This is a genomic window from Micromonospora sp. CA-248212, assembly GCF_050948405.1.
Classification (GTDB): domain Bacteria; phylum Actinomycetota; class Actinomycetes; order Mycobacteriales; family Micromonosporaceae; genus Micromonospora.
This window is the reverse complement of record NZ_CP192023.1, coordinates 2,582,371-2,599,471: the sequence shown is the minus strand read 5'-3', so window position 1 is coordinate 2,599,471 and position 17,101 is coordinate 2,582,371. Positions and strand designations below refer to the sequence as shown.

14 protein-coding genes are annotated in these 17,101 nt (G+C 70.6%); 10 read left to right on the top strand and 4 right to left on the bottom strand.

Features of this window, described 5'->3' with window-relative positions; all coding sequences use genetic code 11:
* Positions 1-59: 59 nt before the first annotated feature.
* A complete protein-coding gene (locus tag ACQP03_RS12600) occupies positions 60-1,457 on the bottom strand; it encodes a cation:dicarboxylate symporter family transporter (RefSeq protein WP_357392856.1) in 1,398 nt (465 codons plus the stop codon).
* A gap of 90 nt (positions 1,458-1,547) precedes the next feature.
* Between ACQP03_RS12600 and ACQP03_RS12595 the strand changes: the two genes are divergently transcribed.
* The 5 genes from ACQP03_RS12595 to abc-f all read left to right on the top strand — a co-directional run bounded on the left by ACQP03_RS12595 (position 1,548) and on the right by abc-f (position 6,710).
* Entirely contained in the window at positions 1,548-3,128 is a 1,581-nt protein-coding gene (locus ACQP03_RS12595; protein ID WP_357173508.1) for a sensor histidine kinase, read from the top strand.
* Positions 3,125-3,820: a response regulator gene (locus ACQP03_RS12590; RefSeq protein WP_357119579.1), complete on the top strand. Its 696-nt coding sequence runs from the start codon at positions 3,125-3,127 to the stop codon at positions 3,818-3,820. Before ACQP03_RS12595 ends, ACQP03_RS12590 begins: the two co-directional genes overlap by 4 nt.
* 88 nt (positions 3,821-3,908) lie before the next feature.
* Entirely contained in the window at positions 3,909-4,355 is a 447-nt protein-coding gene (locus tag ACQP03_RS12585; RefSeq protein WP_357392857.1) for a hypothetical protein, read from the top strand.
* The gene (locus ACQP03_RS12580; protein WP_357119585.1) at positions 4,352-4,735 is read left to right on the top strand and encodes a hypothetical protein; all 384 of its coding nucleotides are present in this window, start codon (positions 4,352-4,354) and stop codon (positions 4,733-4,735) included. The genes ACQP03_RS12585 and ACQP03_RS12580 overlap by 4 nt, the downstream gene beginning before the upstream one ends.
* Before the next feature lie 337 nt (positions 4,736-5,072).
* Positions 5,073-6,710 carry a ribosomal protection-like ABC-F family protein gene (gene abc-f / locus ACQP03_RS12575; protein ID WP_357392858.1) on the top strand — a complete coding sequence of 546 codons (1,638 nt, stop codon included), beginning with the start codon at positions 5,073-5,075 and terminating at the stop codon, positions 6,708-6,710.
* A 179-nt stretch (positions 6,711-6,889) separates the two neighbouring features.
* Here abc-f and dnaE read toward each other — a convergent pair whose 3' ends face one another.
* Positions 6,890-10,420, bottom strand: a complete 3,531-nt coding sequence (gene dnaE / locus ACQP03_RS12570) for a DNA polymerase III subunit alpha (RefSeq protein ID WP_357392859.1) — start codon at positions 10,418-10,420, stop codon at positions 6,890-6,892.
* A 143-nt stretch (positions 10,421-10,563) separates the two neighbouring features.
* On the opposite strand from dnaE, the gene ACQP03_RS12565 reads away from it, so the two are divergent.
* The 4 genes from ACQP03_RS12565 (at position 10,564) to ACQP03_RS12550 (ending at position 13,699) form a co-directional block, all read left to right on the top strand.
* Complete coding sequence (locus ACQP03_RS12565; RefSeq protein WP_357392860.1) at positions 10,564-11,184, top strand: L-threonylcarbamoyladenylate synthase; 621 nt, start codon at positions 10,564-10,566, stop codon at positions 11,182-11,184.
* A 54-nt stretch (positions 11,185-11,238) separates the two neighbouring features.
* On the top strand, positions 11,239-12,282 hold the full coding sequence (locus ACQP03_RS12560; protein ID WP_433460906.1) for an RNA polymerase sigma factor: 1,044 nt from the start codon (positions 11,239-11,241) through the stop codon (positions 12,280-12,282).
* A 131-nt stretch (positions 12,283-12,413) separates the two neighbouring features.
* Positions 12,414-12,755, top strand: a complete 342-nt coding sequence (locus tag ACQP03_RS12555) for a PadR family transcriptional regulator (RefSeq protein ID WP_110564981.1) — start codon at positions 12,414-12,416, stop codon at positions 12,753-12,755.
* Positions 12,752-13,699: a permease prefix domain 1-containing protein gene (locus ACQP03_RS12550; RefSeq protein WP_357119599.1), complete on the top strand. Its 948-nt coding sequence runs from the start codon at positions 12,752-12,754 to the stop codon at positions 13,697-13,699. Before ACQP03_RS12555 ends, ACQP03_RS12550 begins: the two co-directional genes overlap by 4 nt.
* Positions 13,700-13,792: 93 nt before the next feature.
* Here the strand turns inward: ACQP03_RS12550 and ACQP03_RS12545 are convergent, their stop codons facing one another.
* A complete protein-coding gene (locus ACQP03_RS12545; protein WP_357392861.1) occupies positions 13,793-14,833 on the bottom strand; it encodes a peptidoglycan-binding protein in 1,041 nt (346 codons plus the stop codon).
* 252 nt (positions 14,834-15,085) lie between these two features.
* On the opposite strand from ACQP03_RS12545, the gene ACQP03_RS12540 reads away from it, so the two are divergent.
* A complete protein-coding gene (locus tag ACQP03_RS12540) occupies positions 15,086-16,102 on the top strand; it encodes a helix-turn-helix domain-containing protein (RefSeq protein ID WP_357392862.1) in 1,017 nt (338 codons plus the stop codon).
* Positions 16,103-16,223: 121 nt separating this feature from the next.
* Here ACQP03_RS12540 and ACQP03_RS12535 read toward each other — a convergent pair whose 3' ends face one another.
* Positions 16,224-16,976: a YebC/PmpR family DNA-binding transcriptional regulator gene (locus ACQP03_RS12535; RefSeq protein ID WP_139587604.1), complete on the bottom strand. Its 753-nt coding sequence runs from the start codon at positions 16,974-16,976 to the stop codon at positions 16,224-16,226.
* Between the last annotated feature and the right edge of the window lie 125 nt (positions 16,977-17,101).

The window sequence follows — 17,101 nt, the reverse complement described above, 5'->3', positions numbered from 1 at the left end:
CGCGGTCACGTCCTCGTCAGCGATGAGCAGGCGACCGCAGAGGGCTCCCAAGCTCCGGATCAGGCTCCCACGCCGGCGGCACTAACCGTCTTGTCGTCGGCGGGTCGCCGCGCCGCCGACCCGGACTCCTCGTCGTCGTGGTGGTCGAGCATGGTCGCCTCGTCGAACGGATCGTCGCCGCGCAGGACCTCGGCCGCCCGCTCCCGGTCGAACTCACCGGTCCAGGTGCCCACCAGCACGGTCGCCACCGCGTTGCCGGCGAAGTTGGTCAGCGCCCGCGCCTCGGACATGAAGCGGTCGATGCCGACGATCAGGCCGACCCCGTCGACGAGGTCCGGGCGGTGCGACTGGAGGCCACCGGCCAGCGTGGCCAGCCCGGCGCCGGTGACACCGGCGGCGCCCTTGGACGCGATCACCATGAACAGCAGCAGCGAGATCTGCTCCCCGACCGCGAGGGGCTTGCCCAGCGCGTCGGCGATGAACAGCGACGCCATGGTCAGGTAGATGGCCGTGCCGTCGAGGTTGAAGGAGTACCCGGTCGGCACGGTGATGCCGACGACCGGCTTGCTGACGCCGAAGTGCTCCATCTTGGCGATCAGCCGGGGCAGCGCCGACTCCGACGACGACGTCGACAGGATCAGCAGGAACTCCCGGCCCAGGTAGCGCAGCAGCGAGAAGATCGAGATCCGGGCGATGAACCAGAGCAGCGCGCCCAGCACCACCAGCACGAAGATCAGGCAGGTGGCGTAGAAGCCGAGCATGATCTGGGCGAGGCTCTTGAGGGCGTCCACGCCGGTCGCGCCGACCACGGCGGCCATCGCGCCGAACGCGCCGACCGGCGCCAGCCACATGATCATCGCGAGGACCTTGAAGACGACCCGTTGGATGACGGCGATCGCGCCGAGCACCGGCTCACCGCGCCGTCCCATGGCCTGGACGGCGAAGCCGACGAGCAGCGCGACCAGCAGCGTCTGGAGCACCTCGCCCTCGGTGAGCGCGGAGAGCAGCGTCGTCGGGATGATCCCGAGGAGGAACTCCGTCGTACCGCCGGCCTCGTCTCCGGCGGCGGCCTTGCCGGCGCCCGCGAGGTCCTGACCCAGGTCGAGGCCGGAGCCGGGGTGGATGAGGTTGCCGACGACCAGGCCGATGGCGAGCGCCACGGTCGACATGGTCAGGAAGTAGCCGAGGGCCAGGCCGCCGACCTTGCCGACCTTCGCGGCCTGCCGGACCGAGCCGACGCCGAGCACGATGGTGCAGAAGATGACCGGGCTGATCATCATCTTGATGAGGTTGACGAAGCCCGTGCCAATGGGCTTGAGTTCCTTGCCGAAATCGGGGGCGACCAGGCCGACGACGATGCCGGCGAGCACGGCCACGATGACGGCCAGGTACAGGTAACGGGTACGGTCCCGACGGGCCGACGGTTCCGCCGTGGTGGTGGATGCGGTGGTGTCCATGTCGACAATGTGAAGCGCGTCTCACCCGTTGACAGCCTTGCGGTCATTCTGTTCACCGCTCACCGGGAGAAGTCCGAGGAGGTGCCGGAGGTGGCCCGACGGCAGTGGAGCATCGCGGGGCAGCTCTTCGCCCTCCAGGCGGTGGTGGTCACCCTGCTCGTGCTGGCCGGGGCGGCGGGCGCCGTCTGGCTGGCCCGCGTCGACTCCCGCCAGGCCGCGCAGGAGGAGGTGCTCGCGGTCGCCCAGACCGTCGCCGGCTCCCCCGACGTCCGCGCGGCCCTCACGACCGCCGACCCCGCCCGCACCCTGCAGCCGTACGCCGAGTCGACCCGCAAGGCCACGGGGACGGACTTCGTGGTCGTGATGGCCCCCGACCGCACCCGCTTCTCCCATCCCACGCCGGAGCAGATCGGCGAGCCGTTCGTCGGGGAGATCGGGCCCGCCCTGGCGGGCCACGCGTTCACCACCACCAACGTCGGAACGCTCGGCGAGTCGGTGCGCGCGGTCGTCCCGGTGTACGACCAGCAGGGGCGCATCGTCGGCCTGGTCTCGGTGGGCATCACCACCCGCGCGATCAACCGGAAGCTGCTGCGCCAGCTCCCCGTGCTGCTCGGCGTCGCGGTACCGGCGCTCGCGCTCGCCGCGACCGGTTCGTGGCTGCTCAGCCGCCGCCTGCGCCGCCAGACCCACGGCCTGGGACCGACACAGATGACCCGGATGTACGAGTACTACGACGCGGTCCTGCACTCGGTGCGCGAGGGTCTGGTGGTGCTGACCACTGACCGGCGGGTGGCGTTGATCAATGACGAGGGCCGGCGACTGCTGGGCCTCGACGCCGACGAGCCGGTCACCGACCAGGCGGTGGCCGAGGTCGACCTGCCACCGGCGGTGGCCGAGCTGCTCGCGGCCGGTCGCGACGCCCTCGACGAGCCCCTGCTGGCCGGTGACCGGGTGCTGGTGGCCAACCAGCGGACCGCCCGCTTCGAGGGGGCGGCGCTCGGCACCGTGCTGACCCTGCGCGACCAGACCGAGCTACGGACCCTGGCCAGCGAGCTGGACTCGGTGCGCGCGCTCACCCAGGCGTTGCAGGCGCAGACGCACGAGTCGGCCAACCGGCTGCACACCGTCCTCACGCTGGTGGAGCTGGGCCGCGCCGACGAGGCGGTCCGGCTCGGCACCCGGGACCTCGCCCTCGCCCAGCAACTGACCGACCGGGTGGTCGACGCGGTCACCGAGCCGGCCCTGGCCGCCCTGCTGCTCGGCAAGTCCGCGCAGGCCGGAGAGCGCGGCGTGGACCTGGTGATCGAGCCGGACTGCCACCTCGACGACAGCCCGCTGCCGACCAACGACCTGCTCACCGTCGTCGGCAACCTGGTCGACAACGCCCTGGAGGCCGTCGCCGGTACGCCCCCGCCGCGCACCGTGCGGGTCTTCGTCGGCACCGTCGACGACGAACTCGTGGTTCGGGTCGCCGACAGCGGACCCGGGCTGGCGAAGGAGCGGGTGGCGGACGCCTTCCGGCGCGGCTGGTCCACCAAGAGCACCGGGCGGGGGCTCGGGCTGGCCCTGATCGGGCAGGTGGTCCGCCGGCACGGCGGCAGCGCCGAGGTGACCCGCTCGGACGCCGGCGGCAGCCTGTTCACCGTGCGACTCCCGGGGACCCGGCCGTGAACGACATCCGGGTGCTCGTGGTCGAGGACGAGCCGCTGCTGGCCGAGGCGCACGCCGCGTACACCGAGCGGGTGCCCGGTTTCGCGGTGGTCGGGGTGGCACACACCGCACGGGCGGCGATGGCGGCCCTGCGCGCCAACGACGGCGGCGACGTGGACCTCGTACTCCTGGATTTTCGGCTGCCCGACCTGCACGGCCTGGACGTCTGCCGGGCGCTGCGCGCGGCCGGCAGCAGCGTCGACGTCCTCGCGGTGACGTCCGCGCGGGACCTCGCGGTGGTGCGCACCGCGGTCTCCCTCGGGGTGACGCACTACCTGCTCAAGCCGTTCACGTTCGCGGCGTTCCGCGACAAGCTGGACCGCTACGCGGACTACCGGGCACAGGCGCTCGCCGACGGCGAGGTGGCCGCCCAGCACGACGTGGACCGGATGTTCGCCACGCTGCGCGGCGCGACCGGGCACAGCCTGCCCAAGGGGCTCGACGCGCAGACCCTCACCCGGGTACGCGCCGCGCTGGCCGACGGGTCCACTCCCGGGGCGGGGCTGTCCGCGACCGAGGTGAGCGCGGCGACCGGCATCTCGCGGGTGACCGCCCGCCGCTACCTGGAGTACCTGGTGACGATCGACAGCGCCGTCCGCCACCCCCGCTACGGCACCCCCGGCCGCCCGGAGGTTGAATACCGGCCCCGGTGAGCGGGGCGCCGCTCTACGCAGATTTGCGTAGAGCCAGAGCCTTCCGTGGGCTGACGCCAATCCCGGCTGGACTGCGGATAGTCGAGCCGTGACGGATCAATCCATGGTGAAGGCGGAACGGCGCCGCTGGGCCATCGCGACCTGCGTAGCGCTTGTCGTGGCGGCGATCGGCGACGCTGGTCCCGAGATTATCGAGTCCCGCAGCCTGGTCGCCGGTTACGACGGGCCGGGGCCGCTGATCTACCTCGGAGTGGCCGCCATGGTGGCGGCCTTCAGGTGGCGCTTCACGCCGTTGTTGGCGGTGGTGACGGGCGTCTTGTTTCTCTTCGGCGGGTTCTCCGACGCCTCCTTCGTGGGTCGGCTCGGTACCCCGACGGAACCCGTCCAGTTCTACGCGGGATGGCTTCAGATGGCCGGATTCGCCGCGGCTGTGGCGTTCGGGATCGCCGCCGTCTGGGTGCATGGTTCCGGGCCGGCCCGGACAGCGGATGCAGACAGACGACAGGACACTGAGACGGAGGGACCTCGACGGTGAGCGCGATCGTGGCGAGAGTGACGGCGGCCCGCAGAAGCACAAGGTTGTCGCTGTGGGGGCTGGTGGTGGGCATCCTGGGACTGCTCATCCAATGGATCGCGGATCCCGGCAAGTTCCCCCCGTTCCCACCGGGGATCGTCTTCATCGTGGTGTGCGGTGCCTTGGTGGTGTTCACCGTTCCGCGCTGGTGGGCACCGGTGTTCTCGGTGCTGATCTCATTGTGGATCGTCCTCGGCGGGTGGGCGGCCGGCCAGCTGACGCCGAATTTCCGATCGGAGAACGCGGGGACTGTCGCGGGCAATGTGGTGATGTCGCTCGGGCTGGTGTTTGCCGCGGCCACGGGGGTCGTGGCGATGCTCGGGGCGTGGCGGGCTCGGTGATTCCGGTCGGCCAGACCCTGGCCTGGATCATCAACCCGACCGTGATCAAGGCCGTCGTCAGAGCTCGTCGACTGGCGACGCCGTGCGGCGGTGTGGGGTCGGAACCCGGTGGCGGACGGAAGATCCGTTGTTAGACTTGGCCGAGTTGGGTCAGTGACACGACCAGGGAGACCAGACATGGCGGGTGACGACGACATCTCCGGGTGAGACCGGACATGTTCGGCCATCGGTTCGGCGCGCGTAGGCGCAGCCGTCGTGGCCATGCCGTCGCTCCACCGGTCCCGTTCGTCGTCGGGCCGCTCACGCGCGCCCAACCCACCCTCCGAGGTCACTCACCATGTCTGACGCTTTCATCGTCTGCTCGAACCTGTCCTTTTCCTGGCCGGACGACACTCCGGTCTTCTCCGACCTGTCCTTCAGCGTCCCCGGCGGTCGCACCGGTCTGGTCGCGCCCAACGGCGCCGGCAAGAGCACCCTGCTGCGGCTGATCGCCGGGGAGCTGCGGCCCACCGGCGGCAGCGTCACGGTCGACGGTCTGCTCGGGTACCTGCCGCAGACCCTGCCGCTGGCCGGCGACCTGGCCGTGTCGCAGGTGCTCGGCGTCGCCGAACGCATCGCGGCGCTGCACGCCATCGAGGGCGGCGACGCCAGCGAGACGCACTTCGCCACCATCGGCGACGACTGGGACATCGAGGAGCGCACCCGCGCCGAGCTGGATCGGCTCGGCCTGGGCGACCTGTCGCTCGACCGGCCGCTGCACACGCTCAGCGGGGGCCAGGTGGTCTCCCTCGGGCTGGCGGCGCAGTTGCTGCGCCGCCCGGACGTGCTGCTGCTCGACGAGCCGACCAACAACCTGGACCTGGCGGCCCGGCACCAGCTCTACGACGTGCTCACCGACTTCACCGGGTGTCTGCTGCTGGTCAGCCACGACCGGGAGCTGCTGGACCGGATGGACCGGATCGCCGAGCTGGAACGCGGCGAGATCCACTGGTACGGGGGCAACTTCACCGCGTACACCGAGGCGGTGCGGGCGGCGCGCGAGGTGGCCGAGAGCAACCTGCGCAACGCCGAGCAGGAGGTCAAGCGGGAGAAGCGGGAGATGCAGCAGGCCCGGGAACGGGCCGACCGGCGGGCCAGCAACGCCTCGAAGAACCTGAAGAACGCCGGCCTGGCCCGGATCGTCGCCGGTGGGCTGAAGCGCAGCGCGCAGGAGTCGGCGGGCAGGGCCCAGGACACGCACTCCGCCCGCCTCGGTCAGGCCAAGGCCCGACTGGACGAGGCGGGCCGGGCCGTCCGCGAGGAGGACCGGATCGTCGTGGACCTGCCGGACACCACCGTCCCGGCCGGACGGACGGTCTTCACCGGTACGGGGATGCGGGCCCGCTTCGACGACCGGGACCTGTTCGGCGGCGACGGCGCCGACCTGGTGATCCGGGGTCCGGAGCGGATCGCGCTCACCGGGGCGAACGGCGTGGGCAAGTCGACGCTGCTGCGCCTCGTCAACGGCGACCTCGAACCGGCCGGCGGCGAGATCCGCCGGGCCGACGGGCGGATCGCGTACCTGTCGCAGCGGCTCGACCTGCTGGACCCCGACCGGACGGTGGCGGAGAACTTCGCCGCGTACGCGCCGAGCCTGCCGGACGCCAAGCGGATGAACCTGCTGGCCCGGTTCCTGTTCCGGGGCGCCCGGGTGAACCTGCCCGTCGGGGTGCTCTCCGGCGGTGAGCGGCTGCGCGCCACCCTGGCCTGTGTGCTCTGCGCGGAGCCGGCGCCGCAACTGCTGCTGCTCGACGAGCCGACGAACAACCTGGACCTGGTCAGCGTCGCCCAGTTGGAGAGCGCGCTGACCGCGTACCAGGGGGCGTTCGTGGTGGTCAGCCACGACGAACGGTTCCTGGCCGAGATCGGCGTGCAGCGCTGGCTTCGCCTGACCGACGGCCAGCTACGCGAGATCGCCGCCCCCGACCAGGGCTGAGCCCTGGCCCGACCCTGGCCCGACCCTGGCCCGACCGCCCCGTCGATCATGGAGTGGTGGTGCCCACAAAGCGCGGTTATGGGCGCTTTGCCACCCACCACAACTCCTTGATCGGCGGGGCGGGCCGAGGACGGGCCGAGGACGGGCCGAGGGCGGGCCGAGGGCGGGCCGAGGGCGGGTCAGCTCACGTTGGCTGGGCCGAGGACGCTCTTGAGGTCACCCATCAGCGCGGTCGTCGCCGCCACCCGGAACGGTCCCAGCCGCAGGGTGGTGGTACGGCCGCCGTTGAGCAGCTTCACGTGCACCTCGGTGTCGCCGGGGTGCAGCACCAGGGTCTCCTTGAGCCGTTCCACCAGCGGCGGGGTGCACCGGTGCACCGGGATGGTGAGGGTGACCGGCTTGTTGGTGGCGCTGGTGCTGACGTCCGGCATGGACATGTCCATCGCCATGATGCGCGGGGTGTCGTCGCGGCGGTCCACCCGGCCCTTGACCACCACGATGGCGTCCTCGGCGATGTACTGCCCGATCACCTCGTAGGTGTTCGGGAAGAACAGCGTCTCCACGCCGCCGGCCAGGTCCTCCAGGGTGGCCGAGGCCCAGGCCCGGCCCTGCTTGGTGACCCGCCGTTGGACGCCGGAGAGGATGCCGGCGAGGGTGACGACCGCCCCGTCGGGCACCGCGCCGTCCTCGGCCAGGGACGCGATCGTGGTGTCGGCCGCCGCGCCCAGGATGTGTTCCAGGCCGAACAGCGGGTGGTCGGAGACGTACAGACCGAGCATCTCGCGCTCGAAGGCCAGCTTGTCGCGCTTCTCCCACTCGCTGTCGCCGATCACCGGCATCACCGTCGTGCTGCCGGTGTCCGCGTCGCCGAAGCCGGCGCCGAACAGGTCGTACTGGCCGACGGCCTCCTTGCGCTTGACGTCGGCGTACGCGTCGATGGCGTCGGCGTGCACCGCGAGCAGGCCCTTGCGGGGGTGCTCCATGGAGTCGAACGCGCCCGCCTTGATCAGCGATTCGATGGTCTTCTTGTTGCAGACCACCGCGTCCACCTTGGACAGGAAATCGTAGAAGTCGGTGTACTCGCCCTTCTCCGCGCGGCACCGCATGATCGAGGCGACGACGTTCGCGCCGACGTTGCGGACCGCCGCCAGGCCGAAGCGGATGTCCTTGCCGACCGGGGTGAACGGGCCCGCCGAGGTGTTCACGTCCGGCGGCAGCACCTGGATGCGCATCCGGCGGCACTCGGACAGGTACAGCGCCATCTTGTCCTTGTCGTCGCCGACCGACGTGAGCAGACCGGCCATGTACTCGGCCGGGTAGTGCGCCTTCAGGTACGCCGTCCAGTAGGAGACCAGGCCGTACGCGGCGGAGTGCGCCTTGTTGAAGGCGTACCCGGCGAACGGCACCAGCACGTCCCACACGGCCTGGATCGCCTCGTCGGAGTAGCCGCGCTCGCGGCAGCCGTCCCGGAACGGGATGAACTCCTTGTCGAGGATCTCCTTCTTCTTCTTACCCATCGCCCGGCGCAGCAGGTCCGCCTGGCCGAGGGTGTAGCCGGCGAGGATCTGCGCGGCGCGCTGCACCTGCTCCTGGTAGACGATCAGGCCGTGCGTCGGCGCCAGGATCTCCCGCAGCGGCTCCTCCAGCTCCGGGTGGATCGGCGTGATCTCCTGGAGGTTGTTCTTGCGCAGCGCGTAGTTGGTGTGCGAGTCGACGCCCATCGGTCCGGGCCGGTACAGCGCCAGGACGGCGGAGATGTCCTCGAAGTTGTCCGGCTTCATCAACCGCAGCAGCGAGCGCATCGGCCCACCGTCGAGCTGGAAGACGCCGAGGGTGTCGCCGCGGGCCAGCAGCTCGTACGCGGCCTTGTCGTCCAGCGGCAGACCCAGCAGGTCGAGCTTGAGGCCGTGGTTCAGCTCGATGTTCTTGACCGCGTCGTCGATGATCGTCAGGTTGCGCAGGCCGAGGAAGTCCATCTTCAGCAGCCCGAGCGACTCGCAGGTCGGGTAGTCGAACTGCGTGATGATCGCCCCGTCCGCGTCGCGGCGCATCAACGGGATGTGCTCGATGATCGGCTCGGCGGACATGATGACGCCGGCCGCGTGCACACCGGTCTGCCGGATCAGCCCCTCGATGCCCTTGGCCGTGTCGATCACCTTGCGCACGTCCGGGTCGGAGTCGTACAGGCCCCGGATCTCGCCCGCCTCGGCGTACCGGGGGTGCTTCGAGTCGAAGATGCCGGTGAGCGGGATGTCCTTGCCCATCACGGCCGGCGGCATGGCCTTGGTGATCCGGTCACCGACCGCGTACGGGAAGCCCAGCACCCGGGCCGAGTCCTTGATCGCGGCCTTCGCCTTGATCGTGCCGAAGGTGGCGATCTGGGCGACCTTGTCCTCACCCCACTTGTCGGTGACGTACTTGATCACCTCACCGCGCCGACGCTCGTCGAAGTCGATGTCGACATCCGGCATCGAGACCCGCTCGGGGTTGAGGAACCGCTCGAAGATCAGGCCGTGCTGGATCGGATCCAGGTCGGTGATGCCCAGCGCGTACGCCACCAGCGAGCCGGCGGCCGAACCACGGCCCGGGCCCACCGCGATGCCCTGCTTCTTCGCCCACTGGATGAAGTCGGCGACCACGAGGAAGTACGACGGGAAGCCCATCTGGTTGATGACGCCCAGCTCGTACTCCGCCTGGACGACGTGCCCCTCGGGGATGCCGTTCGGGTAGCGACGGCCCAGCCCGGCGAAGGTCTCCTTGCGGAACCAGGACTCCTCGGTCTCGCCGTCGGGCACCGGGAAGCGTGGCATCAGGTTGTGGAACTCGAACATGCCCTTCGGATCGACCTTCTCGGCGACCAACAGGGTGTTGCGGCAGCCCTGCTGCCACAACTCGGACGAGTCGACCGCGCGCATCTGGTCGGCGCTCTTGACGAAGTAGCCGCCGCCCTCGAACCGGAACCGGTTCGGGTCGTCGATGTTGCTGCCGGTCTGCACACACAGCAGCACGTCGTGCGCGGTGGCCTGCGCCTCGTGCGTGTAGTGCGAGTCGTTGGTAACCACCGGCGGGATGTCCAGCTTGCGGGCGATCTCGGTGAGCCCCTCGCGGACCCGGCTCTCGATGGAGAGGCCGTGATCCATGATCTCCAGGAAGTAATTGTCCTTGCCGAAGATGTCCTGGTAGCTCGCGGCGACCTTGAGCGCCTCGTCGAACTGCCCCAGCCGCAGTCGGGTCTGCACCGCCCCCGACGGGCAGCCCGTGGTGGCCATGATCCCCTCGGCGTGCTCGGCGATCAGCTCCATGTCCATCCGGGGCCACTTGACGTAGTGCCCCTCCATGGAGGCGCGCGAGTTGAGGGTGAACAGGTTCTTCAGACCCTGCGCGTTCTTCGCCCACATGGTCTTGTGGGTGATCGCGCCGTTACCCGAGACGTCGTCGCTCTTCTGCTCCGGCCGACCCCACTTGACCCGCGCCTTGTGGTAGCGCGACTCCGGCGCCACGTACGCCTCGACGCCCAGGATCGGGGTGATCCCGGCGGCCACCGCCTGGTTGTAGAAGTCGTTCGCGCCGTGCATGTTGCCGTGGTCGGTGATCGCCACCGCCGGCATGCCCAGCCGGTTGGCCTCGGCGAACAGGTCCTTCAACCGGGCCGCTCCGTCGAGCATCGAGTACTCGGTGTGCACGTGCAGATGCGCGAACGAATCAGCCATGCGTGGCGCCCCCCGGCGGTGTGGATCTAGGTGGTCGGAGCCGACCGGCACCTACCCTACCGAGGTGATCTCGGCGGCTCCACCGTCCGCGCCGAGGGTGGTCCGCGTCTCCTGTTCGCACCGGACAGGCCTAGGCTCGACGGATGGCGAGGTACTACGACGTACACCCGGAAAACCCGCAGCCCCGCGTGATCGGGCAGGTCGCCGACCTGGTCCGCGGCGGCGGCCTGGTCGCCTATCCGACGGACTCCTGCTACGCGCTGGGCTGCCAACTGGGCAACCGGGACGGGTTGGACCGGATCCGCGCGATCCGCCATCTCGACGAGCGGCACCACTTCACCCTGGTCTGCCGGGACTTCGCGCAGCTCGGCCAGTTCGTCCAGATCAGCAATGCGGTGTTCCGCCTGGTGAAGGCGTCCACGCCGGGCAGCTACACGTTCATCCTGCCGGCCACCAAGGAGGTGCCCCGCCGGATGCTGCACCCGAAGAAGCGGACCGTCGGTGTCCGCGTACCCCGGCACACGGTGACCCAGGCGCTGCTCGCCGAGCTGGGCGAACCGCTGGTGTCCAGCACCCTGACGCTGCCCGGCGAGGACGAGCCGATGACCCAGGGGTGGGAAATCAAGGAACAGCTCGACCACCAGCTCGACGCGGTGCTGGACGCCGGCGAGTGCGGCATGGAGCCGACGACGGTGATCGACCTGTCCGGGCCGGAGCCGGAGATCCTGCGCCGGGGCGCCGGGGACGTGTCCCGCTTCGAGTAGCCCGGGTCGGGTGCCGGACCGGACGAGGACGGACCAGCGCCGACGGCCGCACGCTTGAGGATCGACCACCGGCGAGCATTGGACACCCGGCCGGCATCCCCGACCCCGCTGACCTCGACGCCCTGGCCCGCTCCGCCGCGCAGGGCGACCCGGCGGCGCTGGACGCTCTGCTGGTCGCGGTGCGTCCGGAGGCGCTGCGGCTGTGCGCCCGATTCCTGCCCAACCGCCAGGACGCCGAGGAAGCCTGCCAGGACCACGCTCCTGGCGCTGGCCGGCGGCATCACCCGGTTCGAGGGTCGCTCCTCGTTCCGTACCTGGCTGCACCGGCTGGCCGCCAATCGGGTCCGCTCCACGTACCGCAGGTTGCGTCGCCGCTGTCGACTGGAGGCCGGCGGTGTTCCGGTGCCCGATCAGGCCGATCCGCGGCGGACCAGCGTGGTCGCGGGCACCCGCCTCGATCTGCTCGACGCGTTCGACTCGGTCCACCCCGACCACGCCGAGGTGGTGGCCCTGCGCGACGTGCTCGGGCTGAGCTACCCCGAGATCGCCACCCTGCTCGACCTTCCGGTGGGCACGGTGAAGTCCCGGTTGCACCTGGCCCGGCGGCAGGTCCGGCAACGGCTCGGCGCCGGACGATCCCGTCATCGTTCCGCCGGCTCACCGTCGTCCTCGCGGCCACCGTGGGGGTCGCCGCCTGCGGCGCCGACGCCGTCTCGCCGCCGCCCGTCCAGCCGCCCGGCCCGACCCGTTCGACGCCGGCACCCCCGGCGATCTCCGCGAGCCCCCGCGCCCACCGCGTCGCCGTCCCGACCGCCGCCGACCAGCGGGCGTCCGCCCGCACCACCCACACCAAGGGGTACGCCCCGAACGACTCCCCCGTCGACCACCGCGACACCGGCCTGCCAGGGCGCGGTCCGCTACGACCTGCCACTCGCCGAGACCGAGATCGAGCTGCTGCGATCGCTCTGCTTCGCCACCGGTGCGGTGCTGCGGATCCAGGGCATCGGGCCCGGGCTCGTCACGGTGGACGTCGGCTACTTCCAGGTCGGCCCGGCCAGCTTCGTCGAGCGGAACTTCCGCCAGGGCGCGTCCTGCTGAGTGTGTGACCACGTGGCGGGGCGTCGGTGTCGACCGGGCGCCCCGCACGTCCCAGCGGCCCGAGCGGGGCTTGGCACACACGATGATGTCTCAGTAGACAACACTGTGTGGCACACAGTATGGTGTGACACATGGTTAGCGAGGACGTTCTACGGACGCATCTGCAGGAGTTGCGTCGAGGCACCGTCGTGGTGGCCAGCCTGGTCGCGCTCCGGCGACCGGACTACGGCTACGCACTGCTGCAACGGCTCACCGACCACGGCTTCCCGGTGGACGCCAACACGCTCTACCCGCTGCTGCGCCGCCTGGAGGACCAGGGCCTGCTGACCAGCGAGTGGAACACCGAGGAGAGCCGGCCGCGCAAGTTCTACCGGACCAGCGACGAGGGCGAGTCGATGCTGAGCCGGCTCCTGGACGACCTCGCCGCCGTACAGACCTCCATCACCGGGCTGATCCAAGGAGTCGACCGATGAACACCCTGACCGATCGCTACCTCGCCGCCACCCTGCGCTCGGTGCCCGCCCCGCGCCGCGACGAGATCGCCACCGAGTTGCGCGCCTCCATCGAGGACATGATCGAGGACCGGACGGGCGGCGGCGCGAACGCGGCAGCCGCCGAGCGGGAGGTGCTCACCGAGTTGGGCAACCCCGACCGGTTGGCCGCCCGCTACGCCGACCGCCGGCTCCAACTCCTCGGCCCGACCTACTACCTGATCTGGCTGCGGCTGCTGAAGCTGCTGCTCAGCTTCATCCCGGCGCTCGCCGGCACGGTCGTCGCGATCGTCGCGGTCGTCGAGGGCAAGGGCTTCGGCGCCATCGGCCCGGGCCTCGTCGTCGCCCTGCACGTGGCGGTGCACATCTGCTTCTGGCTCACCCTGACGTTCGTCCTCATCGAGCGGTCGCAGCCCACCGTCGACCTGCCCGACTGGACCGTCGACCAACTCCCCGACGTCCCCGCGCACCGGGACATCTCGCTCGTCGACACCATCGCGACGGTGACGATGCTGGTGGTGTTCATCGGCTACCTGCCGTGGCAGCACTACCAGTCCTGGGTGCGCGACACCGACGGCGACAACATCCCGCTCCTCGACCCGGCTCTCTGGTCGTTCTGGCTGCCGGCGCTGATCGGCGTGCTGGTCCTCGACGTGGTGTTCGAGATCGTCAAGTACCGGATCGGGCGCTGGAGCTGGCGGCTCTTCGCGACCAAGGCGCTGCTCAACCTGGCGTTCACGGTGCCGGTGGTGTGGCTGGCGCTCTCCGACCGGCTGCTCAATCCGGCCCTCGGTGAGCGGCTCGACTGGCTGGCGGTCGCCGACAATCGCGAGATCCTCGCGGTCATCATCGCGCTGAGCACCGCCGGGATCGCGGTGTGGGAACTGATCGACACCGCACTGAAGACCCGCCGCCGGACCACCTGAGCGGCACCCGGGACGGCGGCCCGGCGCGGATGTCCGCGCCGGGCCGGCGTTCTGCGCGAGCCCGCCTGCCCGTACGGCATCGGCGACGCCCGCTCAGGACGACGGGAGACACCGCCAGTGGCGGAAGTCGCCGGTACGCGACCAGACGTCGCGCGCCGCACTGATGTTCCAACCAGGATCCAGCGCGGTCCGGCGGTCAACACCGAGCCGTGACAGCTCCATGTCGCTGAACTGGAACAGGCCCCAGCGCCGCGACCCGTCGGTGGTCACCTCCACCCGTAGCGGATCCAGCCCGGACAGACACCGCGCCAGCCACACGGCCTCGGACGGGTCTTCCGGGAACCTCGCCCGGAGGTACTTGCTGATCCGGTTCTCCGTCCACCGGACAGGCGACACCGGACCGTCCTGGAGCGCGTCGAGCACCTGCCCGTCCACCGTGCCGCTGACCTCCAGGGCGGCCAGCGCCTGAAAGGCGATCACCCGGCTGGTGGTGTCGGGTCCGAACCACCCGTCGACGGGTACGCCCAACCCACCCGCCACCAGCCGCTCCTGGACATCCAGCACGCAGGGGCCGTACATGCCCTGGCGGAGGACGACGGGGCACGCGCCGCTCGATTCGGCGCCGCTCGACCTGGGGATCATTCCGTCGCCGCCGGGCAGCAGCGCGCCCACGATCAGCGCGCCCACCAGCGCCAGCGCGCCCAGTGACAGCCGGCGACGCGCCGGCCGTGGTCGGTCGGTGGACCGGCGGGGACCGGCCGCCTCGGCGGACACCGGAGCGGAAGGCGGCGGCGCCGGGTATGCCGGCTCGTCGGGCGCCGGTTGGCCGGTGGGGCGCATCGGCTCGCCGAGCTGCGCTTCGATGTCACGGCGTAGGTCGAGCCACCGTTCGATCTCGGCCGCGGACGTGCCACACGCGGCGAGCAACGCCACGACGGTCCGTTCCCGGGGAAGCGTGTTCCGCCCCAGCATGGTGGCGAGTGTGCTCGGCGGGAGCCAGTGCCCGGCCGCCGAGGCCCGACGGGAGATCTCCCGGTACGTCAGGCCGGAACGCCTCCGCACGTTCCGAAGTGACACCAGGTACTCCCCCGCCGTGGCCGCCTGCGGCACCGGATCCCGGACAGCGTCAATCATCGGATCTCCCCCGTGTCGTTGATGTGGTCGGGCTTGGACCGATCCCCGGTCCCACCCGACGGCTCGCACGACGCAGAGCGTCGCGGTCATCGTCGAAAACGCTAGATAGTCGCGTCGTGGCGGACAATGCCCTGGTCAGGGTAATGCGGTGTCCGCGCAGCTCAGAGCCGTCTGTCCGGGTTGTGTCCGACCATCTCGGACAGACCCCGCGACGACTTGCCCGAAGGCGTGCGGGGTCAGCAGAATCAGGCGATGACCACGGGGGACCTCCGACCGCGTGCTGCGGCAGACCCGGCCGAGTTCGTCGACCTGCTGCGCCAGCTCAAGGACCGGTCACGGCTGACGTTCCGGCAACTGGAACAGCGCGCGGTCGCGGCGGGCGACGTGCTGGCCCGCAGCACCGCCGCCGACGTCCTGCGCCGGTCGACACTGCCGCGACCCGAGGTTCTGGCGGCCTTCGTGCGCGCCTGCGGCGCCGCTGACGAGGTCGACGAGTGGCTGCGGGCGCGGGACAGATTGGCCGCGGGCGCGTACGCCTCTGCCGAGCCGCCCGTGGAAGCGTCGTTCGGAGCGCGCGCGGACGACGTGCTGACCGTCGGCCCAGACGAGACGCGATCGGGCTTGTTCACCCGACCCGGGCCGCTGGCGCTGCTCGTCGTGGCCACCCTGCTGGTCGGTCTCGGCGTCTGGTTCTGGTGGCCGGACGACGACGGGCCCAGGACGTCGGACCGTACCGCTGTCGGCGCGTCGCCGACCGGCAGCGCCTCGGCCAACGGAACGGCGTCCGGCACCGGCCAGGGATCGCCGGCCAGCGGTCGGAGCCGGATTCATCCCGCCCGTGACCCGCAGCTCTGTATCAGCGAGGGTCGCGATCGCAGCGCCCGATACGAGAACGAGGTGGCGGTCCAGCGCCCCTGCGTGGGCGCCACACCGCCGGAGACCTACCTGGTGCCGGTGACCGACGGCATGTACTTCGTCAGGTGGGAGCACCCGGTCAAGGGGATCGGCTGCCTCACGGTGCGCCGCGAGGATCCCGGGCAGAACCTCATCGAGCCTCAGCACGAGTGCCGCACCGACTCCTGGGACCAACTGTTCCGCTTCGAACCGACCGGGTCGGCACCGAACGCGTACCGCCTGCGACCGGCGGGCGGTGACCTGTGCGTGGGCATCCGCGACGACGACACGGAGGTACCGGCCGAGGCCGCCGCCGAGCCGTGCACAGGCCAACCCGACCAGGTGTTCCTGATCGATCCGGTGCCGGAGGGCTGACGCCAGCGTGGGCGGGACGCTTGGTGCTTGATCGACTCCGGTTCACGGAAAGCGGGGTGTCCGCACGCGGCGGACACCCCGCTTTTCATGAAGTCGAGTCGATCAAGGGCCGGGCCGGACCTCAGGCGTCGACGGCCGCCATCACGTCGTCGGAGACGTCGAAGTTGGCGTAGACGTTCTGCACGTCGTCGCAGTCCTCCAGGACGTCGATCAGCTTGAAGATCTTGCGGGCGCCCTCTTCGTCCAGCGGGACGTTCATGCTGGGGATCAGGGAGGACTCGGCCGACTCGTACTCGATGCCGGCGTCCTGCAACGCCGTCCGCACCGGGATCAGGTCGGTCGGCTCGGAGACGACCTCGAACGCCTCACCGAGGTCGTTGACCTCCTCGGCGCCGGCGTCGAGGACGGCCATCATGACGTCGTCCTCGCTGGTGCCCTCCTTGGGCACGATCACCACGCCCTTGCGGGAGAACATGTACGACACCGAGCCGGCGTCGGCGAGCGAGCCGCCGTTGCGGGTCAGCGCGGTGCGCACCTCGGTGGCCGCCCGGTTGCGGTTGTCGGTGAGGCACTCGATCAGCATCGCCACGCCGTTCGGGCCGTACCCCTCGTACATGATGGTCTGCCAGTCGGCGCCGCCGGCTTCCAGGCCGGAGCCGCGCTTGACGGCGCGGTCGATGTTGTCGTTGGGAACCGAGCTCTTCTTCGCCTTCTGGATGGCGTCGAACAGCGTCGGGTTACCGGACGGGTCGCCGCCGCCGGTCCGGGCGGCCACCTCGACGTTCTTGATCAGCTTGGCGAACATCTTGCCGCGCTTGGCGTCGATGACGGCCTTCTTGTGCTTGGTGGTCGCCCACTTTGAGTGGCCGGACATCTTCTACCTCCGTCTGTCATTGCACGCCTGCGTCGACTGCCGCACCGATTCCGCGCCGCATCCGGCGGTCCGGCGGCCGGTCGGCCCCGCGGGAAGTGCCGCGCCGGGCGACGGCCCTGCCGAAC

Bases quoted from the DNA above. Each gene is read 5' to 3' on its own strand.
- ACQP03_RS12545 (WP_357392861.1), bottom strand. From the start codon at position 14,833: ATGATTGACGCTGTCCGGGATCCGGTGCCGCAGGCGGCCACGGCGGGG.
- abc-f (WP_357392858.1), top strand. From the start codon at position 5,073: ATGTCTGACGCTTTCATCGTCTGCTCGAACCTGTCCTTTTCCTGGCCG.
- ACQP03_RS12600 (WP_357392856.1), bottom strand. From the start codon at position 1,457: ATGGACACCACCGCATCCACCACCACGGCGGAACCGTCGGCCCGTCGG.
- dnaE (WP_357392859.1), bottom strand. From the start codon at position 10,420: ATGGCTGATTCGTTCGCGCATCTGCACGTGCACACCGAGTACTCGATG.
- ACQP03_RS12550 (WP_357119599.1), top strand. From the start codon at position 12,752: ATGAACACCCTGACCGATCGCTACCTCGCCGCCACCCTGCGCTCGGTG.
- ACQP03_RS12555 (WP_110564981.1), top strand. From the start codon at position 12,414: ATGGTTAGCGAGGACGTTCTACGGACGCATCTGCAGGAGTTGCGTCGA.
- ACQP03_RS12565 (WP_357392860.1), top strand. From the start codon at position 10,564: ATGGCGAGGTACTACGACGTACACCCGGAAAACCCGCAGCCCCGCGTG.
- ACQP03_RS12535 (WP_139587604.1), bottom strand. From the start codon at position 16,976: ATGTCCGGCCACTCAAAGTGGGCGACCACCAAGCACAAGAAGGCCGTC.
- ACQP03_RS12540 (WP_357392862.1), top strand. From the start codon at position 15,086: ATGACCACGGGGGACCTCCGACCGCGTGCTGCGGCAGACCCGGCCGAG.